The 18,875-nt window shown below is 58.2% G+C and carries 24 protein-coding genes and 4 tRNA genes; 14 read left to right on the top strand and 14 right to left on the bottom strand.

Annotated features, from left to right (window positions below):
• Positions 1-59: 59 nt before the first annotated feature.
• Positions 60-209 (bottom strand): hypothetical protein, encoded by a 150-nt coding sequence (locus TRL7639_RS23050; RefSeq protein ID WP_165759770.1) that lies wholly within the window; start codon positions 207-209, stop codon positions 60-62.
• A 166-nt stretch (positions 210-375) separates the two neighbouring features.
• On the opposite strand from TRL7639_RS23050, the gene TRL7639_RS07125 reads away from it, so the two are divergent.
• The 4 genes from TRL7639_RS07125 to TRL7639_RS07110 all read left to right on the top strand — a co-directional run bounded on the left by TRL7639_RS07125 (position 376) and on the right by TRL7639_RS07110 (position 1,638).
• Positions 376-450 (top strand) — tRNA-Gly (locus TRL7639_RS07125).
• Between the two features lie 41 nt (positions 451-491).
• Positions 492-566 (top strand) — tRNA-Gly (locus TRL7639_RS07120).
• 42 nt (positions 567-608) lie between these two features.
• Positions 609-683, top strand: a tRNA-Gly gene (locus TRL7639_RS07115).
• Between the two features lie 91 nt (positions 684-774).
• Positions 775-1,638 (top strand): GNAT family N-acetyltransferase, encoded by an 864-nt coding sequence (locus tag TRL7639_RS07110; protein WP_085795041.1) that lies wholly within the window; start codon positions 775-777, stop codon positions 1,636-1,638.
• Between the two features lie 3 nt (positions 1,639-1,641).
• Here the strand turns inward: TRL7639_RS07110 and TRL7639_RS07105 are convergent, their stop codons facing one another.
• Positions 1,642-1,881 (bottom strand): Lrp/AsnC ligand binding domain-containing protein, encoded by a 240-nt coding sequence (locus TRL7639_RS07105; protein ID WP_085795040.1) that lies wholly within the window; start codon positions 1,879-1,881, stop codon positions 1,642-1,644.
• Between the two features lie 182 nt (positions 1,882-2,063).
• On the opposite strand from TRL7639_RS07105, the gene hisB reads away from it, so the two are divergent.
• The 3 genes from hisB to TRL7639_RS07090 all read left to right on the top strand — a co-directional run bounded on the left by hisB (position 2,064) and on the right by TRL7639_RS07090 (position 4,168).
• Positions 2,064-2,651, top strand: a complete 588-nt coding sequence (hisB, locus tag TRL7639_RS07100; protein ID WP_085795039.1) for an imidazoleglycerol-phosphate dehydratase HisB — start codon at positions 2,064-2,066, stop codon at positions 2,649-2,651.
• An 88-nt stretch (positions 2,652-2,739) separates the two neighbouring features.
• Positions 2,740-3,378, top strand: coding sequence for an imidazole glycerol phosphate synthase subunit HisH (gene hisH / locus TRL7639_RS07095; protein WP_085796296.1), 639 nt, complete (start codon positions 2,740-2,742; stop codon positions 3,376-3,378).
• Positions 3,379-3,463: 85 nt separating this feature from the next.
• Entirely contained in the window at positions 3,464-4,168 is a 705-nt protein-coding gene (locus TRL7639_RS07090) for a hypothetical protein (protein WP_085795038.1), read from the top strand.
• Positions 4,169-4,172: 4 nt separating this feature from the next.
• Here TRL7639_RS07090 and TRL7639_RS07085 read toward each other — a convergent pair whose 3' ends face one another.
• On the bottom strand, positions 4,173-4,571 hold the full coding sequence (locus tag TRL7639_RS07085; protein ID WP_085795037.1) for a DUF2147 domain-containing protein: 399 nt from the start codon (positions 4,569-4,571) through the stop codon (positions 4,173-4,175).
• A gap of 136 nt (positions 4,572-4,707) precedes the next feature.
• On the opposite strand from TRL7639_RS07085, the gene hisA reads away from it, so the two are divergent.
• Positions 4,708-5,430 carry a 1-(5-phosphoribosyl)-5-[(5-phosphoribosylamino)methylideneamino]imidazole-4-carboxamide isomerase gene (gene hisA, locus TRL7639_RS07080; protein WP_085795036.1) on the top strand — a complete coding sequence of 241 codons (723 nt, stop codon included), beginning with the start codon at positions 4,708-4,710 and terminating at the stop codon, positions 5,428-5,430.
• On the opposite strand, the gene TRL7639_RS07075 is transcribed toward hisA, so the two are convergent.
• Together TRL7639_RS07075 and TRL7639_RS07070 are read right to left on the bottom strand one after the other, a co-directional pair.
• Entirely contained in the window at positions 5,427-5,798 is a 372-nt protein-coding gene (locus TRL7639_RS07075; protein WP_085795035.1) for a hypothetical protein, read from the bottom strand. The genes hisA and TRL7639_RS07075 overlap by 4 nt on opposite strands.
• A 65-nt stretch (positions 5,799-5,863) precedes the next feature.
• Complete coding sequence (locus tag TRL7639_RS07070) at positions 5,864-6,307, bottom strand: DUF302 domain-containing protein (RefSeq protein ID WP_085795034.1); 444 nt, start codon at positions 6,305-6,307, stop codon at positions 5,864-5,866.
• A 122-nt stretch (positions 6,308-6,429) separates the two neighbouring features.
• On the opposite strand from TRL7639_RS07070, the gene hisF reads away from it, so the two are divergent.
• The 3 genes from hisF to TRL7639_RS07055 all read left to right on the top strand — a co-directional run bounded on the left by hisF (position 6,430) and on the right by TRL7639_RS07055 (position 8,164).
• On the top strand, positions 6,430-7,191 hold the full coding sequence (gene hisF, locus TRL7639_RS07065) for an imidazole glycerol phosphate synthase subunit HisF (protein WP_085796295.1): 762 nt from the start codon (positions 6,430-6,432) through the stop codon (positions 7,189-7,191).
• A complete protein-coding gene (locus TRL7639_RS07060) occupies positions 7,188-7,505 on the top strand; it encodes a phosphoribosyl-ATP diphosphatase (protein ID WP_085795033.1) in 318 nt (105 codons plus the stop codon). The genes hisF and TRL7639_RS07060 overlap by 4 nt, the downstream gene beginning before the upstream one ends.
• Before the next feature lie 74 nt (positions 7,506-7,579).
• Complete coding sequence (locus TRL7639_RS07055) at positions 7,580-8,164, top strand: hypothetical protein (protein WP_085795032.1); 585 nt, start codon at positions 7,580-7,582, stop codon at positions 8,162-8,164.
• Here TRL7639_RS07055 and TRL7639_RS07050 read toward each other — a convergent pair.
• From TRL7639_RS07050 to rlmB, 4 genes are all read right to left on the bottom strand, one after another.
• Positions 8,150-8,623: a CoA-binding protein gene (locus TRL7639_RS07050; protein WP_085795031.1), complete on the bottom strand. Its 474-nt coding sequence runs from the start codon at positions 8,621-8,623 to the stop codon at positions 8,150-8,152. The two genes, TRL7639_RS07055 and TRL7639_RS07050, sit on opposite strands and share 15 nt — an antisense overlap.
• A 306-nt stretch (positions 8,624-8,929) precedes the next feature.
• The gene (locus TRL7639_RS07045) at positions 8,930-9,403 is read right to left on the bottom strand and encodes a YHS domain-containing (seleno)protein (protein WP_235820277.1); all 474 of its coding nucleotides are present in this window, start codon (positions 9,401-9,403) and stop codon (positions 8,930-8,932) included.
• Positions 9,404-9,508: 105 nt separating this feature from the next.
• A complete protein-coding gene (locus tag TRL7639_RS07040; RefSeq protein ID WP_085795030.1) occupies positions 9,509-9,832 on the bottom strand; it encodes a hypothetical protein in 324 nt (107 codons plus the stop codon).
• A gap of 39 nt (positions 9,833-9,871) precedes the next feature.
• Positions 9,872-10,645 carry a 23S rRNA (guanosine(2251)-2'-O)-methyltransferase RlmB gene (rlmB, locus tag TRL7639_RS07035; protein WP_085795029.1) on the bottom strand — a complete coding sequence of 258 codons (774 nt, stop codon included), beginning with the start codon at positions 10,643-10,645 and terminating at the stop codon, positions 9,872-9,874.
• A 115-nt stretch (positions 10,646-10,760) separates the two neighbouring features.
• On the opposite strand from rlmB, the gene TRL7639_RS23045 reads away from it, so the two are divergent.
• Positions 10,761-10,844: transfer RNA gene (locus TRL7639_RS23045), tRNA-Tyr, on the top strand.
• A gap of 312 nt (positions 10,845-11,156) precedes the next feature.
• Here the strand turns inward: TRL7639_RS23045 and TRL7639_RS07030 are convergent.
• Genes TRL7639_RS07030 through TRL7639_RS07020 form a run of 3 tightly spaced genes read right to left on the bottom strand, consistent with a single transcriptional unit; the run spans position 11,157 to position 15,353 of the window.
• Positions 11,157-12,773: an AMP-binding protein gene (locus TRL7639_RS07030; protein WP_085795028.1), complete on the bottom strand. Its 1,617-nt coding sequence runs from the start codon at positions 12,771-12,773 to the stop codon at positions 11,157-11,159.
• A gap of 16 nt (positions 12,774-12,789) precedes the next feature.
• Positions 12,790-13,599 (bottom strand): methylthioacryloyl-CoA hydratase, encoded by an 810-nt coding sequence (gene dmdD / locus TRL7639_RS07025; protein WP_085795027.1) that lies wholly within the window; start codon positions 13,597-13,599, stop codon positions 12,790-12,792.
• A gap of 20 nt (positions 13,600-13,619) precedes the next feature.
• A complete protein-coding gene (locus TRL7639_RS07020; protein ID WP_306456277.1) occupies positions 13,620-15,353 on the bottom strand; it encodes an acyl-CoA dehydrogenase family protein in 1,734 nt (577 codons plus the stop codon).
• Between the two features lie 142 nt (positions 15,354-15,495).
• Here TRL7639_RS07020 and TRL7639_RS07015 point away from each other — a divergent pair, with 142 nt between their 5' ends.
• Positions 15,496-16,521, top strand: a complete 1,026-nt coding sequence (locus TRL7639_RS07015) for an AraC family transcriptional regulator (protein ID WP_085795025.1) — start codon at positions 15,496-15,498, stop codon at positions 16,519-16,521.
• Positions 16,522-16,663: 142 nt separating this feature from the next.
• On the top strand, positions 16,664-17,416 hold the full coding sequence (locus TRL7639_RS07010; protein ID WP_085795024.1) for a helix-turn-helix domain-containing protein: 753 nt from the start codon (positions 16,664-16,666) through the stop codon (positions 17,414-17,416).
• Here TRL7639_RS07010 and TRL7639_RS07005 read toward each other — a convergent pair.
• Both TRL7639_RS07005 and TRL7639_RS07000 read right to left on the bottom strand, forming a co-directional pair.
• Positions 17,362-18,093, bottom strand: coding sequence for a hypothetical protein (locus tag TRL7639_RS07005; protein ID WP_085795023.1), 732 nt, complete (start codon positions 18,091-18,093; stop codon positions 17,362-17,364). The genes TRL7639_RS07010 and TRL7639_RS07005 overlap by 55 nt on opposite strands.
• 239 nt (positions 18,094-18,332) lie before the next feature.
• A complete protein-coding gene (locus TRL7639_RS07000) occupies positions 18,333-18,857 on the bottom strand; it encodes a DUF2478 domain-containing protein (protein WP_085796293.1) in 525 nt (174 codons plus the stop codon).
• Positions 18,858-18,875 lie beyond the last annotated feature (18 nt).

Raw genomic sequence — 18,875 nt, 5'->3', positions numbered from 1 at the left:
GACCATACGCTGTCCTGGTCTTTGACCGGGGCAGCGTTTTTTGTTTGCGCGCTGGATACTTAGGACAGCACCGAGACCTTGATCGCAACGGGGGGCTGCAAGACCGGCAAATCCTCGGGCTGGGTGGCATCCTGGGCCGGATTGAACGCCGCAAAGGAGCCGATTGCGGCCAACAGCCCCACTGTCATGAAGAATTTTCCCGTAACCATGGGATACCTCGTTCAACTGTGAAAACGGATAGGATCAGTTTGGGTGAAACGGGTGAACAATTTCTTTCCGTCGCCCTGCCCCATGATGCGAAGAATTTTGCTTTTTCTTCACTTTTGCTCTTGCGGTGCGGCCCCAGAAATTCTAATTCACGCCTCACTCAAGGAAGCGGGCGTAGCTCAGGGGTAGAGCATAACCTTGCCAAGGTTAGGGTCGGGCGTTCGAATCGCCTCGCCCGCTCCATTGAGAACCGGATCACCCATCCGGGCACGAGACTTGATAGTGCGGGCGTAGCTCAGGGGTAGAGCATAACCTTGCCAAGGTTAGGGTCGGGCGTTCGAATCGCCTCGCCCGCTCCATCAAGATCCGGATCACCCATCCGGATACAAAAGATATAGGTTGCGGGCGTAGCTCAGGGGTAGAGCATAACCTTGCCAAGGTTAGGGTCGGGCGTTCGAATCGCCTCGCCCGCTCCAATATCTTCTCTCTCTTCCACAACAATGGTGACTTGGCGGCGACGGGCGTATTGCGTCATGCTTGGGGTGTACAACCCTCAAGGTGCTTTTCATGTCCGCAGACTATACCATCCGCCCCCTCGCCCCAGACGAAGTGCAGAGCGCCGTGGAATGGGCCGCGCGCGAGGGGTGGAATCCGGGGCTGTCAGATCGGGCATGCTTTATGTCGGTCGATCCAGAGGGGTTCTGGGGCGGGTTTCTGGATGGAGAGTTGATCGCGACAATCTCGGTCGTCAATTACGATGAGAATTTTGCCTTTCTGGGGTTCTACATCGTGCACCCTGACCACCGCGGACGAGGCGCCGGTCTGCGTTTGTGGCAGGCTGCTGTCAAACATGCGGGCCGCCGCTTGATCGGGCTGGATGGGGTGCAAGAGGAACAGGCAAATTACGCCAAGTCCGGCTTTGAGTTGGCCTATCGCAACATCCGGTTTGGTGGGCCAATCGTGCGGGCCTTGGCGAATTTGCCAGACAGCGCCCTTGCGACACCGTTGACCCGCGTCACTGCGGAGTTGGAGCATTACGACCGCACGGCCTTCCCTGCCCCGCGTACTCCGTTTTTGGCGATGTGGCTGGGCACGGATGGACATGAGGCACGCGCCGTTGTCGATCACGGCGCACTTCGGGGATACGGTGTCATTCGGCCATGCATTGATGGCTATAAGATCGGACCTTTGTTTGCCGAAACCGTGCAGATCGCCCGTGACCTTGCCGGATCCTTGCTGGCCTCAGTACCCGCAGCCCATCATGACAGTGAGGTGTTTCTGGATGTGCCGGAACAAAACGAGGCAGCCATGTCCCTTGCACACGACATGGGCCTGACGCCGGTCTTTGAAACTGCGCGCATGTACACCGGCCCGGCACCCGACATTGCCGTGGACCGGATCTTTGGTGTGACGACCTTTGAGTTGGGCTGAGCCTTAGAACGCCTTGAACGTCATCGTGGTCAGGGACCGTTCGATGTTTGGGATCACCAGCAGGTGTTCGTTAATGTAATGGCCCACATCCTGATCCTCGGGGATGTAAAGCTTGAGCAGCAGGTCGTATTCGCCGCTGGTCGAATAAAGCTCGGAGTGGATTTCGCGGAGCGCGATATCCTCGGCCACCTTGTAGGTCGAGCCGGGTTTGCAGCGGATCTGGATAAAGACACAAGTGGCCATTTGGGCGCCCTTTTTCGGGGGAATTGATCTGCCGCCAAGCTGCCATGCGGTGCAGGTAGGCGCAATCCCCTGCTGTCGCGGTGTTTTACGCAACACTTGTGTCGCAGGTCGCGTGCGCGGGGTGGCAATGCGCGCCCTGTTTTGCCTATAAGCGCCTCTGTGATCATCAGGGAACAACCGCCATGCGCCGCGCCACCATCACCCGCCAGACCGCCGAGACCGAGATTTCGGTCGAGATCAACCTCGACGGCACCGGAGCTTATGACAACCAGACCGGCGTCGGGTTCTTTGATCACATGCTGGACCAGCTGGCGCGCCACTCGCTGATCGACATGACGATCCGGGCCAAGGGCGATTACCACATCGACGATCACCACACGGTCGAGGATACCGGCATTGCCCTGGGTCAGGCGCTGACCGCAGCGCTTGGCGACAAGAAGGGCATCAACCGCTACGGCGAATGCCACCTGCCGATGGATGACGCACAAGTGCGCTGTGCGCTGGATTTGTCGGCCCGACCCTTTCTGATCTGGAACGTGGATCTGCCGACGCAAAAGATCGGCGCATTCGACACTGAGCTGGTGCGCGAGTTCTTTCAGGCGCTGAGCACCCATGGCGGCATCACGTTGCACATCGACCAACTGCACGGATTCAACAGCCACCACATCGCCGAGGCCGCGTTCAAGGCCGTGGCGCGGGCCTTGCGAACCGCGGTTGAGACCGATCCGCGCAAGGCGGATGCGATTCCGTCGACCAAGGGTGCGTTGTAAGCGACCGGACTGAGGGGCGCTGCCCCTCTTGGCCTGCGGCCAATTCACCCCGCCGTATTTGGAACAAAAAGAAAAACAGGACCACGTGATGCTGACCGCGATCATCGACTACGAATCGGGCAATCTGCATTCGGCAGAAAAGGCGTTTCAGCGCATGGCCCGCGAGACGGATGCGGGTGAAGTTGTTGTGACTTCGGACACCGATATCGTGGCGCGCGCCGACCGGCTGGTGTTGCCCGGCGATGGTGCCTTTCCTGCCTGTGCGTCCGAGTTGCGCGGGCACAAGGGCATCTATGACGCGATGGTCGAGGCCGTCGAAGTAAAAGGTCGCCCGTTCCTGGGCATCTGCGTGGGCATGCAACTGATGGCCACCAAGGGGCATGAGTACCGCGAGACCGACGGGCTGGGCTGGATCGGGGGCGATGTGGTCAAGATCACACCAGCGGATGCATCGCTGAAAGTACCGCACATGGGGTGGAATGATCTGGTCATCGATCACCCCCACCCGGTGTTTGACGGCATTGAGACCGGCGATCACACCTATTTCGTCCACTCTTACCACTTCCGTGTTGCCAACCCGGCAGAACGGCTGGCGCATGTGGATTACGCGGGCGACGTGACCGCCGTAATTGGCCGTGACACGATGGTGGGCATGCAGTTCCACCCAGAGAAAAGCCAGGCCACGGGCCTGCGCCTGATCGCCAACTTCTTGAATTGGGCGCCTTAAACCCAAACCCGCGTGAACTTTAGACTTTGGACGGCGCTGATTTTGCGCCTAGGGTTGGGCATTGGAATGCCCAAGGACCAAAGTCATGTTGAAAAAAGCCATTTTCGCCACCACTTCTGCCGCCCTTCTTGCTGGATGTCAGCCCGATGCCGAAGGGATTGAGGATGTCATCAACGGCTATAACTTCATCCGGCTGAACCCACCCACAACGCTCTATCAACCCGGCAGTCTGGTCCATCGCGTCAACTATGACCCGCGCGATCGCGCGCCGGATGACGCCTCTCTGGGTTTTTTGTGCAATCCCAAGTATTCGACCGATTTGTATGAAGATGCGCCTTTGCGCAGCGAGACAGAGTCAAAGCAGGTGTCGCGCCGCTTGTCGGGCTCATTCTCTGTCTCACCGGTGACTTTGGGCCAGGTGTTCAATCTGGGCGCGACGGCGGCTGCGGCAAAAACGGTCCAGGTCTCGCTCGAAGATGCCACGGTTTCAACCTATGCGCTGGACGATCTTGCCCGCATCCGGGCGGGCCTTGGGCCCCACTGCCAGGCAACCCTGCAAAAGAACATCCGCAAGCAGAACGCCTATCAGATCCAGAAGATCCTGACCGCCAATGTCAGCTTCAAGGTCACGTTCGACACCAGCCTGAGTGCCGAGGTTCGCGCCGCCGCGATTGCGGAACTGGGCGAGATTGGCGCCACCCTGGAAAAAAGCGACGAAGTCGAGGTTACGGGTGATGCGCTGATTTATGGGATCCACTGGGAGGATTTGGCCCCGCCGGTGGAGGGGTGAAGCGTCACTTCACCCGCTTCCAATCTTGACCGCGACAGATCAGGCCACCTGCAACGCAGCCTTTGACGGTCAGCGTATTGCCACTGAGCGACATTTTTGAGTTATAGGTCTTGTCCGCGTCCGGGGCCCAGATCTTGCCACCCGAATACGAACCGCCACCGTCGGCGGTCATGTCCCAGATGATCTGCTTACCCAGATTTTCATATTCAGGAGACATGTTGCCGTTGGCGTCAAACGCGGTGTTGATTGTGCCGCAGATGGCGCTGCCACAGGGCGCGATACCGACGTGCAGGTATCCGCCCTCTTCACCCTCGGCTGTCTTCCAGATACCGGCAACCGGATCGGCAGCGGCCATACCAGTCAACCCCAGCCCAAAAGCTGTGCTCAAGATCAGTTTCTTCATGATGCGTTTCTCCCTGTTTTGTCTGACTGTGGCGCGCCTGCCCTGCGTCTGGCAAGGTTGACTTTGGGTCGCGTTGCATCCACCGGCGGTCTCATGCCATATCGCCGCCAAACGTGATGCGAAAGGCTGCCCTCTCATGATCCTCTACCCTGCCATCGACCTCAAGGACGGCCAGGCCGTGCGCCTGCTGCGCGGCGAAATGGAAAAGGCGACCGTGTTCAACGACGATCCCGCAGCCCAAGCGCGTGCTTTTGTGGACGCGGGCTGCGAATGGCTGCATCTGGTCGACCTGAACGGCGCCTTTGCAGGCGAGCCCGTCAACGCAGCTCCGGTCGAGGCGATCCTGGCATCCTGTGATGTCCCGGCGCAGTTGGGCGGCGGCATCCGCGACCTGGCCACCATCGCGACCTGGATCGAAAAAGGGCTGGCTCGGGTGATCCTGGGCACCGTGGCTGTAGAGAACCCCAACCTGGTTCGTGAAGCGGCGCGTGAATTCCCAGGCAAGGTCGCCGTTGGTATCGACGCGCGCAATGGCATGGTCGCAACCAAAGGCTGGGCTGAAGAAACTGATGTGCAGGTGACGGAATTGGCCAAATCGTTCGAGGACGCGGGCGTGGCGGCGATCATCTACACCGATATCAACCGCGACGGCGCTATGCAGGGCCCCAACATCGGGGCCACCGCTGATCTGGCCCGTGCCGTATCGATCCCGGTGATCGCCAGCGGCGGCGTCAGCTCGCTGGCCGATCTCATCGCGTTGCGCGATTGCGGCGTTGAACTGAATGGCGCCATCTCGGGCCGCGCGCTTTATGACGGCGCGCTGGACCTGAAAGAGGCCCTGGCGACCCTAAAGGGTTAACCGCCAGCCGGGTCGACGATAGTCCAGACGTTGGGCAGTTTCTGCTGCCCGACATAGGGCTGCAACGTGGTCTCGTTGACGCGTTCGATGCGCCAGCATTCCGACCGGTTGCTCCAGCTTTCGCACCACAGGTCCTGTCGGATGGACCAGGAACTGGTATAGACACGCTCACCAAAGGTGCCCTCTCCTGTCCCGGACGTCTCTCCGGGGCCATAGGTCTGGACCCAGCGGGTGGTGTAATCCTCATTCGAAATCCCCGACAAGGTCGCGCCGGGGATGGTCTGCATCAGATCCTGTGCGCTCATCATCTCGCCCGCCTGCAAAGGGACAGCAACGAGTGTCAGGGCCAATGTCATCTGTTTCAGCATGGGGGCCTCCCTTCGCGCTCAGCTTAGCACGAAGAGAGGATTTGCCCGAATCTCGGGCCGCGAGGCTATTGCGAGGCGGCCGTGGTCAGCTTTTTCAGCGCACCTTGCATCTTTTCGATCACCGGCGCGTCGCTTACGCCATCCAGATCGCTCATGGTGTGTTTGGGGTCTTCATAAGCCAGCCAGACCTGCCCGTCGGCGTCTTGATAGGCCAGCACCCTGAGCGGCAGGAACAGCCCGGCCAGCGGATCAACCTGCATCGCGGGCGTGCCCAGCTTGGGATTGCCAAAAACCAGCAGCTGGCTGTCGGCCAGTTCCAGATCCACTTTTCCGGCCCCTGCTGCATGGTCCACGCGTGCAAAGACGGTCGCGCCTGCGTTGCCAACCACGGTTTCCAGGGCGTCCATCGCGCCTTGCACCGTCTTGTCGGTCTTTACCTTGATGATGTCCTGAGCCATTGCTGCCCCACCTGTGATTGCCAGAAGTCCTGCCCAAATCAGAGCGCGCATTTTCAAACCTCCTTTGATTGAATTCACGCATCAGATTTCACACCTGCGGCGCTTCATCCAATCACGACTCTGGCATCGGCAGGGGTTTGCCGTTAGACGTGCCCCGACCCAGAGGAATGCCCATGCTCAAGACCCGTATCATCCCCTGCCTTGATGTCGCCGATGGCCGTGTGGTCAAGGGCGTGAACTTTGTTGGCCTGCGCGATGCAGGCGATCCGGTGGAATCGGCCAAGGCCTATGATGCGGCCGGCGCCGATGAGCTGTGTTTCCTGGACATTCATGCCACCCATGAAAACCGCGGCACCATGTTTGATGTCGTTCAGCGCACCGCCGAGCAGTGTTATATCCCGCTGACCGTGGGTGGTGGCGTTCGCACCAAGGAGGACGTGCGCGACCTGCTGCTGGCAGGCGCGGACAAGGTCAGCTTCAACTCGGCCGCCGTCGCGCGCCCTGACGTGGTGGCCGAGGCCGCGGATCAGTTCGGCAGCCAATGCATTGTTGTGGCCATCGACGCCAAAACCGTAAGCCCCGGAAAATGGGAGATCTTCACTCACGGCGGACGCAAGGAGACCGGCATCGACGCCGTAGAGTTTGCCAAGACCGTGGTCGCCAAAGGCGCGGGAGAGATCCTGCTGACCTCGATGGATCGCGACGGCACCAAGGCGGGGTTCAACCTGCCCCTGACCCGCGCGATCAGCGATGCGGTGGATGTGCCGGTGATCGCCAGCGGCGGGGTCGGCAACCTGGATCACCTGGTCGAGGGCGTGACCAAGGGCGGCGCAAGCGCGGTGCTCGCGGCGTCGATCTTTCACTTCGGTGACTACACAATTCAAGAGGCCAAGGAACACATGGCCGCCGCTGGCATCCCGATGAGGCTGACATGAGCATCCTGCACGACCTGGCTGCGATCATCGAAGATCGCAAAGGCGCGGACCCTGACAGCAGCTGGACCGCCAAACTGCTCGCCAAAGGCCCAGAAAAATGCGCCGAGAAGTTCGGCGAAGAGGCGATCGAGGCGATCATCGCCGCGGCCAAGGATGACCGCGAGAACCTGACCTATGAGGCGGCGGATGTGCTCTATCACCTGCTGGTGATGCTGGCTGCTCGCGATATCCCACTGGATGATGTCCTGAACGAACTGGCCCGTCGCCAAGGGTTGAGCGGAATTGCGGAAAAGGCCGCGCGCGACCCGCAATGAAGGGCTTCTCAGGCCGTTCTGAAATTTGTTAACGTTTCACCAGTGTATCCAGTCAAAAGCGGGACCGTTCCGACATGAAGCCATTGTTTGCCGTTCTCGCGTGCTGTTTCACGCTGATCCTTGGCGCCTGCAGCACCTCTGCCCCTTCGTACTCCCAGAATGACGTGACCAAGCTGGCGCAGACCCTGACCGCGCTTGGCCCCGAGGTCGACCCGGCAGAGGCCACTCGCGCCGCCCAGATCGCCTTTTCCTATTCCAAGCAACTGGCCACAGAATATGGCGTGACCACCTCGCCCATCATTCACAATGTGCGCGTCAACGAAGGCGACAAGGAACGTGGCCTGTGCGTACATTATGCCGAGGACATGCAACGCCGTCTGAACCAGGAAGGGTTCAAGACGCTGCAGATGCACCGCGCGATTGCATTGCCCAAAACACCGTTCAATATCGACCACAGCACCGCCGTGATCAGCCGCAGGGGGGACGACATGTACGCAGGCGTCATCCTGGATCCGTGGCGGAACGGCGGCGATCTGTTCTGGTCGCCAACACGGGACGACACCCGTTACAACTGGCGCCCCCGGATGGAGGTTCTGGAAGAGTTGCATCCCGAAGAATTCGCGGCTGCGCGCGCCAGGGGACTTCTACCCCAGCTTTGACGAGATGATGCCGGTTGCAAAACCACCCATGCGCAATTCACCAAACAGGCGCTGATACTCGATCTTCGGGCAGCGATTCTGTATCACGTCCACGCCCTGCGCTTGAGCCTTGGCCGCAGCCTCGGCGTGTTCGACCCCGATCTGCATCCAGATGGTCTTGAGCTTAGGGAACAGCTCCAGCGCCTCGTCCACGATGGGCGGAACGGCTTCGGACCGGCGAAAGATGTCGACCATATCGACCGGCTCGGTAATCTCGGACAGTCCGGCACGCACCGTCTGACCAAACAGCACCTTGCCCGCGTGACCGGGATTGACCGGGACCACGGTGTACCCCTTCAACCCCAGATAGCGCGCCACATAATAGCTGGGCCGCACTGAGTTCATCGACACCCCTACCACAGCAATCACCTTGGTGCGCTTGAGAATTGTGGTGAGATGTTCGTCAGAATAGTTTGTCATGCCCCCACACTAGCGGTGCGACCGAAAAGAAAAAAGCGCCCATGGAACGATGCCATGGGCGCGAGGTATGGAACGAGGGACAGTGAAATGACCCGCGGCAGTTCCGTTCCGCGGTCACTGTGTCATTTAAGTCCGCACCAGGATAAAAAAAGAGGTCAGGCGTGATTTTTTTCGTGACATCGCGTTTTTTTCGAAAATTTCAGGAAACATCGGCAATTTCGCGCTAAATACATATTCTCAAACAAGAACATCCCCAAGTTGCCACTGCAACAAGAGGTGATTCGCCACTCATAAGGTTTGATTCGGTCAGTTGCGCAGAACTTGCGGCCAATGATCCTCGGCCATCTCAATGTTTCCCTCGACGTCCCGCTCCCACATCTTTTCGATGCTAGAGGAATGAACCAGGTACAATTTGTCGTCGACGATCTTCCAGACGTTGGGATCCGTGCCCACGGTATAGCCCCGCGACACAGCATAGGCGCAATAGCCGCCGAACTGGGGCGCATAGGCATAGGGGTTGGCCTCGAAGGCCTCCCGATTCTCGTGGCTTGAGAAGTACCAAACCGCCCCTTTCCACATCACAGCGATGTCCGGGCGTCCGCGCACGGGATCGGATCCAGAAAAGTAGGAAACGGTATCATATCCGCCAATTGCGGCACCATCATCAGCATAGAAAATCTGGATCTGCTCAGCCTGTACGGCCGGAGCAGTCAAACAGAGCGCGCTGATGGCGCATACAAGGATGGTACGTCGGTTGAGCATTACAGTCCGTTCGATCATGTGCGTGCTGCATAAAATGACTGCAAGCCGCGCCCGCGCCAAGCCCCCCTGACAGGGATGTGAACAAACTGTGTCGACTTGTTCCCATCTCTGTGAGCTTTTGCGTCAGTCAAAGATATCCTCGACCGCATCCCAGGCTTCGTCCAGAAAGCGCGACATCAGGCTTTTGCGCTTTTTCACCTTCTTGGGCTTCACGTAAGACTTTTCACGCCGTTCGGCATTCACCCTGGCCTTTTTTGGCTTTTTCACCTTGGGCTTTGGCAGATGGCTGACGGCCGTGTCGGCTTTGGCCTGCCGCAACATCTTGAGGTCGTGCAAAGGCGCACCACAGGCCGAACAACTGAGCTCGTGACGCCCGTCCGAGCTCAGCACCAGCGCCGCCCGTGTCCCGCAATAACAGCAGGTCGCGATCTTGGTCGGATGTGAAATGGTTGCCTCCTGTCAAACGGGCCCGAAACTTTGGCCTGTTCAATGGGCCTTGGATGCATATAGGGCAATTGCCGCCGCATTTGAGACGTTGAGCGAGCCAAATCCGCCTGCCGCGTCGATTTTCACCAGCTGATCCACGGTTTCCTTGGTCTTTTGGCGCAGACCTGGTCCCTCGGCCCCCAGCACCAGGGCCACAGGATAATCGCGGCGGCCGTCCAACGCGGCCTCGATGGTTTGCTCGGCTTCGCCATCCAGACCCAGAACCAGAAAGCCCATCTGCTGCAGCTCGACAATCGTGTCCGACAGGTTCCGCATCCGCAAATAGGGCTGCCGTTCCAACGCGCCGCTGGCAGTCTTGGCAAGCGCACCGGTTTCGGGCGCCGAATGATGCCGCGTGCCGATCACCGCGCTGGCCCCCAGCACCTCGGCCGAGCGCAGAATCGCGCCAACGTTGTGGGGATCGGTGACCCTGTCCAACAGAATCACGCGCGGCGATTCTGCTCCGATACAGTTTTCCGAGAGGCTACCCCAGTTGAGCGGCTTCACCTCCATTGCGGCGCCCTGATGTACCGAGCCGGAATCAATCGGGGCCGAAAACTTGCGCGGATCGACCATCTCGGGCTCGATACCGCCCTGGGCAATGGCATCGGCCAGCTTGTCATAGGCGTTTTTGGTCACGATCAAGCGCAATTTCTCGCGTTTCGGGTTCAAAAGCGCGTCTCTGACGGCATGCAATCCGAACAGCCACACGGTGTCGGCCCCCGCTGCCTTGCGCGCCTGTTCCTTTTCTACGACCCATTTGGGTTTCTTCATGTGATCGGCCTCCGGGCCTGAATTCAGTTTCTCGCGCCAAGGTGAACTTTTCCTGTTGACGCTTCTTTGGGGTGCTTGTAATCACGCCTCCACGTCAGGTGCAACGCCTGACAGTGGGCGACAGGCCGCAAGGTGTGGCAGGGGACTGTAACTCCCTCGCGGAGACGCACGCCTGGTTCGATTCCAGGGTCGCCCACCATTTCTTCTAAACAAATCAAATGTTTTCAAAGAAATGGTGGCCCACGCCCGTGGCGGTGGAACCCTCAAAAAATCAACAAGATACGAAGGTTCAGCCCCCTTCTTCGGCCCTGACAAATTTCACACAATCGGCCCTTGAGTGTTGGGATGCAAGGACACACTGTGCGCCTGTGCTGCTCTCAAGGAAGCCTCGCGCGGGTGCGGAGCCGACATGGAACAGACGTGCTCTGTGTGTGTCTTCGCATTCCCTTCAAGCAGAGTTCGGCGGAAGTTTTGCTTGAGCAAGCGCGTGGTTGGGTGAGACCGGGCGCGCTTATGCAGAACCCTTTGATTTGGCGCGCTCCCGCAATTGGAACTTTTGAATCTTACCAGTTGAGGTTTTAGGCAACGTTTCGAAAGCGACAGCTTTTGGGGCTTTGAACCCGGCCAAGTGTTCCCTGCAAAAAGCGATGATATCGTCTGACGTGGCCTCGGCCCCTTCGCGTAATTCCACAAACGCACAGGGGACTTCACCCCATTTTTCATGCGGCATCGCAACCACGGCTGCGGCCTGTACGGCATCGTGGCGATACAGAACGGCTTCGACTTCGACAGATGAAATATTCTCGCCGCCAGAAATGATTACATCCTTCAGGCGGTCTCGGATCTGGATGTAGCCGTTTTCGTGCATGACAGCCCCGTCACCGGACCAGAACCACCCCTCTTCAAAAGCTTCGGCGGTTGCCTTGGTATCTTTGTAATAGCCTGCCATCACCGTATTGCCCCGAATGGCGATCTCTCCCTGCGCGGTACCGTTGCGTGTAACAGCTGCGCCCGTGCTGCGGTCAATCACCGTGACCTCTTCGACCATCGGGAAGGCGATGCCTTGCTGGGCCTGCAGTTCGGCTTGCTCAGCGGGGTCGAGATCGTCCCAGTCATCTTGCCACAGGCACTGCGAGATGTGGCCGTAGGTCTCTGTCAGCCCATAAACCTGCATGACGTCGAACCCCATCGCGCGGGTCTTTTCCAGAACCGTAGGCGGCGGTGGTGCTCCGGCGGTTAAAACGCGGATTGCGGGATCAAAGTGAGCCGCGTCACTTTCGGCTTCGGCCAACATCTGCAAGACGATAGGCGCCGCGCCGAAATGGGTTACGCCATGAGAACGGATCGCTTCCAGAATACGGTCTGCAGCTGGTACACGCGTAAAGACGACGGTTGCCCCAAGCATGGCCATCAACCACGGATGCCCCCAACCGTTGCAGTGGAACATCGGCACAACCGACAAATAGACGGGATAAGGCGGCACCTGCCACGCCGTCCCGGTGCCAAGCGCCATCAGATAGGCCCCGCGATGGTGATAGACGACGCCCTTGGGACGACCCGAGGTGCCAGAGGTGTAATTCAGCGCAATGGCGTCCCACTCATCGGCGGGCAGTTCTACCGGCAAAGGCGCGGCGCCGGTCAACGCCTCATACGTCGGACCGCCCAAGGTTTCACCTTCAGTCACGGGATCAGCGATCTCGACCACAGGCAAAGCCCGGCCAAGCAGCTCGAACGCTTTGGACAGCAGCGGCACGAGTTCCCGATCCACGATCACCAATTTGGTGTCCGCGTGATCCAGGATGTAAGCGATGGTTTCCGGTTCCAATCGCGTATTGAGCGTATTAAGGACCCCACCCGTCAGCGGCAGCGCAAAGTGCAATTCGAAGAGTTCGGGGATATTCGGGCTTAGCACCGAAACGGTGTCACCCTTTTGCACACCAAGTTCGACCAGCCCACCGGCTACCGCGCGAATGCGAGCGGCCGTCTCGGCCCATGTTCGCCGGATGTCGCCATAGATCACGGCCGTACGTACGCCGTGCAAACATTCGGCGCGGCGCAGGAAAGACAACGGTGACAAGGGCACATGGTTGGCGCGCTTTTTCCGCAAAGCTTCAAAATGGTGACGCATCCCGGTCCCCCCTGACTTAGCTGTTGGGCCGCACGCGGGCGGCAGTCTTGTTGGCAAACGCTTCCAACCGCTCCCGAGCAGCGGGCTGCGTGTTGACCACCCCCCCTACCACCGCCTCGGCATAGGCCGCGTCCATGCCGGACATGTTGTTCAGGTGGCTGATCGCCGAACAGATCGCAAAGTTGGTCAATGGCAGGTTCTGGGCGATTTGTTCTGCCAACTCCATGGCTTTTGCCATGCTACCGCCATCTTCGGTGATGTATTGGGCCAATCCCAGTTCGACGGCCTCTTGTCCCTGATACACGCGGCCCGTCAGGATCATGTCGATCATACGGTACTTGCCGATCATGTCGGACACCCGGATTGTTGCACCTCCCCCCGTGAAGATCCCACGTTGGCCTTCGGGCAGGGCAAAATAGGTTCCAGGGTCGATGACCCGGATATGGGCCGCGCTTGCCAATTCCAGGCCGCCGCCCACAACCGCGCCCTTCAGTGCGGCGATGATTGGTACACCGCCATATTCCATCTTGTTGAACGCCTCGTGCCAGCGCAGGCAGACATGCATGAAGTCGTCCGGGCTGCGGTCGGCCTTCCAATGCTCGACCAGATCCAAGCCTGCGCAGAAGTGATCGCCTTCGCCCGCCAGAACCACGGCTCTGACACCCGCTGTACGCGCGCCGCTGAAGAAACGGATCAGTTCTTCGATCGTGGCCACATCCAGCGCATTGCGTTTGGTCGGGCGGTTCAGTGTGACGACATAGAGGCCGTTCTCGCGCTCGGAAATCGCAAGGTTTTCATAAGTGTCGGGGTTAACGACGTCATTCATGGGGCAGATCCTTTCAGGGATTAATCGGGGAAATCCGCGTCAAGCAGGCTGCGCGAGCCAAGCAGGATACGGGTGTGTTCGGTGGTGCATTCTGGCAAGATATGCTGAGCAAAGAACAAGGCGGTTGCGATTTTCTGGGTCATGAATTGCGCCTCTTTCCCTGCGTCCAACGCGGTTTGTGCAGCCAGGGCGCCCTTTGCCAGCTTCCATCCTGCTGCCAGTGTACCTGCAAGCATCAGGAAAGGGACAGAACCCGCAAAGGCAGCATCGATGTCTTTGCGGCTGTTTTCCAACATCCAATCCAACGATGCTTCAAACGCGTCACGCGCCTGGGCAAGGTTTGCACCAATGGCTTGGGCTGCGGTGTCACCCTTGGCCAGTTCGGCCTCTGTCGCAGCGATCCGAGCGGCAAACCGGCGAGCAGTTCCCCCCCCGTCACGCATGACCTTGCGTCCAAGAAGATCGTTGGCCTGAATGGCGGTGGTGCCTTCGTAGATCGGCAGAATGCGCGCGTCCCGGTAATGTTGAGCGGCCCCGGTTTCTTCGATAAAACCCATGCCGCCGTGGATTTGCACCCCCAAAGAGGCGACCTCGACCGCGCGTTCCGAGCAGAAGCCCTTGACCAGCGGCACCATGAATTCGGCCAAGGCCACGATCTCTGGATCGTCCTGATGGTGCGCAAGATCCAGCAGCCCAGCAGTTGCTGCCGCCATGGCCCGACCACCTTCGGTCAGGCTGCGCATCCGCAAGAGCATGCGGCGCACATCCGGATGTTCGATAATGGCAACTGCGTCTTTGACCTGACCATTCACGGGGCGGCTTTGCACCCGCTCACGCGCATAATCCAGAGCCCTTTGATACGCGCGTTCTGAAGTTGCAATGCCCTGCACCCCAACGGAAAACCTTGCGGCGTTCATCATGATGAACATGTACTCCAACCCGCGATTTTCCTCGCCAATCAGAAAACCGGTGGCATTCTTGTATTCCAGCACAGCCGTCGGACTGGCGCGAACGCCCAGCTTGTGTTCGATGCTCACGCAGTTCACTGCATTTTCAGCCCCAGGCGTGCCATCAGGTTCAACGATCTTCTGAGGCACGACGAACAGGCTCAGACCTTTTGGTCCGGCAGGCCCATCAGGTGTCCGCGCCAAGACCAGATGGATAATGTTCTCGGTCAGATCATGGGCACCGTAGGTGATGAAAATCTTGGTGCCAGAAACGCCATAACTGCCATCCGGGCGCAGTACCGCCTTTGTTGCCACACGTCCCAGATCGCTGCCTGCTTGGGGTTCGGTCAAGTTCATCGTTCCGGACCACCGCCCCGCAATCAGCGGCTCCAGATATGTTTCTTTCTGCTCATCCGAGCCGGTCAACAGCAACGCCTCGATCGCGCCATCAGTCAGCAGCGGGCAGAGACCAAAGCTCATGTCGGCGGCATTGAGCATTTCCACTGCGGCAGCGCCAACGGTCTTGGGGAGTCCCATCCCTCCGTACTCGGCTGGATGTGTCAGCGCCTGCCATCCCATTTCAACGAACTGAGCATAGGCCTGCGCGTCGCCGTCAGGCATCGTCACGCGTCCGTTGTCAAACTGCGCGCCAACCGTGTCGCCGATGTGGGACAACGGGGCAATCTGTTCCTCGCAGAACCGGGCATAGCCCTCAATCACAGCCGCAACATCGGCCAAGTCGTAATCCGTGTATGCCGCCAAGGATGACACTTGCTCCCAGTGGGACAAATGTTCCACGCAAAACATCAAATCTTGAACCGGCGGCTGATAGGTCATTTCAATCTTTCTCACAAATATTATGGTTTCGCGTCACCTATACGCCAGATAAATTGCCCGTAAGCTCATTATTTGCCAAATTGCTATCCGAACACGCCAAAGGAAGTTTTCCATGTCCAGCCAGGACCCCATCTCACTTACGACCGTGTCAGCGGGTTTCATTCAGGATTGGCTGGTCGCGCTTGGGTCGCGCTGCACCGATAATGAGATGATGTCTCTTTTGGTACGATCAGGCCTTCAGACCAGCCAAATGGCAGCTTCTCAACGCGTCACACTTGATGAAATTGCGCGCTTATATCAGCTTGCTGCGCCCGAGACCGGGGATGAAATGATGGGACTGTGGAGCCGCCCGATCCGACCGCGCGCCTTGCAGCATCTTGTCACCGTACAACGCGAAGCGCGCAGCCTGACTTCGGCGCTCTATCGGTTCTCGACATTTTGGAACCTGCTTTTGGATGACTTCCAATTGGAACTGCGGAGCGAGCCCGACGAGATGGAACTTGCGTTGGTGCCCCTCTCTGGTCAGCTTCAGCCACAGCGCTTTGGGCACATGTTGATCCTGAAATTGGCACATGGACTTCTTTCTTGGCTCAGCGGATCGGAAACACCGGTCGAGACAGTTCGCTTTGCCTTTCCCCGGCCAGGGTTTGCCGCTGACTATTCGGTTGTCTTCCCCTGCCCTGTCGAATTTGACGCGGCCCAGACCAGCATTCTGTTCGACCCCCGCTTATTTCCCCGCCCGCTCACGCGCAACCCATCCGAGGCGTCATTGTTTCTGGAGCGCGCGCCACTCGATTGGATCTTCACCGGCTCGCGTGCCCATACCAACAGCTTGCGCGTTCGTGCGTTTCTTTACGGGGCTGATTGGCAGACTTGCCAGTTGCCCGATGCGGCCCGCGCCCTGAAAATGACACCTCGAACACTAAACAGACGCCTGAAAGATGAAGGGACGTCCTTTCAGGACATCAAGGATGCCTTACGCCGAGACATCGCCATTCGGGCGCTTCAACAAACCACGGATAGCATCGAGCAAATCTCGTTTGACACGGGCTTCTCCGCCCCGGCAAATTTTCACAGGGCATTCCGCAAATGGACAACCCGAACGCCTGGATCTTACCGGACAAGTGGCCGGGACTAGGGTCAATATCCATTGGCTTCGCGTCGAAGCGCCTTGGAAACGATAAGAACTTGTAATGATTTGCCGCAACAATAACCTTGACATTCTACTCTAGCGTGTTCGAAATCCGAAACATATTCAGTATCCTGAACGCAGGTGCCAGATGGAAGAAAACGCGCTGCGCGACAAAATCGCAGCCTTAATTGAAATTCGGAAACGCGGCCGGGTAGAGTTGAGCCTCGCCATCAAAAAGAGCAGAAGCTACCTTACAAACTATTTGAACGGAACCGACGGCCAAGAACCGTCTTTCGAAACCATGTGCCTTCTGGCGAAGGAGCTTGGCGTCAGCGTTTCCTACTTTGATGACACCGACAACGAATTCGAGGCTGCATCAGCCAGTGAATTGGACCGCCAGGCGGCCCATATCCTGACTGGTGTGTACCGAGCGGCGCGTACAAAAATGCTCGAACGCGGCGCTCGTCCAACCTTGGACATGGTTCTTGGTTGGTGGCAAGAGACCGGCGGCAAATTGGTACACTGCGATCAGATCATTCCCTTTGTCGATCTGGTGTCGCCAGTTGACTTCAAAGACAATGCGCCATCCGTCGCTCATGTTGGCAAGAAAAGCCTATCAGCAAAAGCGCTGAAGTCGGAAGCCGCTGAAAAGCTGCAGCTCTTCCTGAACTCCCTTAGCTACGCGGACATGAATGAGCTGAAAAGAACCGTAACGACTGTGCACCAGTCGAGAATTGGCATTTTGGCGCCTCAGTCCAGAACCGTACCGGATGTGAATGGAGGGCCTGATCTTCAAGTCGAATTTGTGCGCCTCATGCTGCCGGTCACCGATGCAAATGATACGCCTTACGTCCTTAATTTCTCGACGCTGGTGAGCGCGTCCTCGCCCAAGAACAACTGAGGGTTTGCCGTGTAGTATCCCGCCATATGAAACAGATCGGCTTGCCGAATTGCCACAAGGTACTCACCCGAACTCCGGTTGGGCACGTCCGCAACCCAGGTTTGCGCACCAGGTATCTGCAATGTGAAACCATAGACACTGGCATAGCCCCGCTCTACGTCCTTTTTTCTGATGAAAGCGTATTGCCAGTCCGGCTTCCAGCGGATGAAGCAGTATGCAAACAGCAAATGGGACAGAATACGCATCGTATTTCTTGATCCCCGTTCATCGGGCAGGAAATAAAATTCGCCCAGATACGCAACACAGCCCTTGATCTCTCGCAAGGCTGGGTGCGCGTGGCGAATACTGACCTCTGTTCCATCCGATGAATACATCCTCAGGTAGGATCGGTGCCAATACGAACTTAGGGATTCGGAATTCAAATAGTCCCTGCGCGCGGCAACTCCGGCCACGTCTCTGCCATCCCGCTGCAAGAACAACCAGAACGCGTCATCCTTGGATAGATCGTGAAATTGCGAAGACAGCATCGGGGTGAACGACGTTTTCCTTAGCGCTCTCATCCTCTTCTCAGCCGATGCAAAATCAACCGTAGGTTCAATAGACAATTCAGCTGCACTTAGCTCTGCCTCACATAACGCAAATAGGCGCGCGACCTCAAAATCGTTCGTCCCCAGCATGTATTCCTCTGCATATTGGTGATTTCGGTGCCAATTTCCTAGCAGACGTCAAGCTTGCGCCACAGACAAGTCTTGTGTCACGCGGATCGCAACTCGCGGTAGAGGTGATCAATCAACACTTGTATCAAGAACCGAGCCTAAGCCCCGAGGTGCCTGTTTGCCTGGTTATGCTCTCCAAGCGGCTAACCGGTTAGCTCTCATCGCCGTTCGTTGGCGCCTTTTGCGCAGAGGTCGGCGGGTTATGCAGCTTGGATACTCTTAGGGGCCACACGGACAAGCCATTCGGACATGCCATCAAGGTCAGCCCCAAGCTTTTCCGCCACCCCGTCAGAGAATTCAACAAATCGCTGTTCGTTCAGCCCGTTTACGCCCACCAAAACGGGAATGTTGCGGGCCAACGCCTCGCCGATGATGGGGCGGAAACCGCGACCGTCGGCCTCATGCTTGCCAAACTTGTTGACGATCAGAAGACAAGGTTGCTCTTCAAGGGCTGCACTCACCAAGCCCACAGATCGCTCCAGCTCGGCCGGATCCAACCTGCATCCGCGCGATCCCGCACCCAAGGTCTGCGAGATCCGAATAACCTCTCCGGCTCCGGATAGTACCCGCAGATCCATGTCGCATTTGGCATTGTCGGCACATTCAGTATTGGTTTGCACGACGCCCGCCAAAGACACGCCCTGCGCCTCAAGCCGCTCGGCAAAGGCGCTGAGCAGGCGGTCGGTTTCACCGCGCTGAGTTGTGGTGACATAAGCCAGATGCATTGTAACAGGTTCCTTGTC

This window comes from Falsiruegeria litorea R37 (assembly GCF_900172225.1).
Taxonomy (GTDB): Bacteria; Pseudomonadota; Alphaproteobacteria; order Rhodobacterales; family Rhodobacteraceae; genus Falsiruegeria; species Falsiruegeria litorea.
This window is presented reverse-complemented; position numbering and strand designations above follow the sequence as displayed.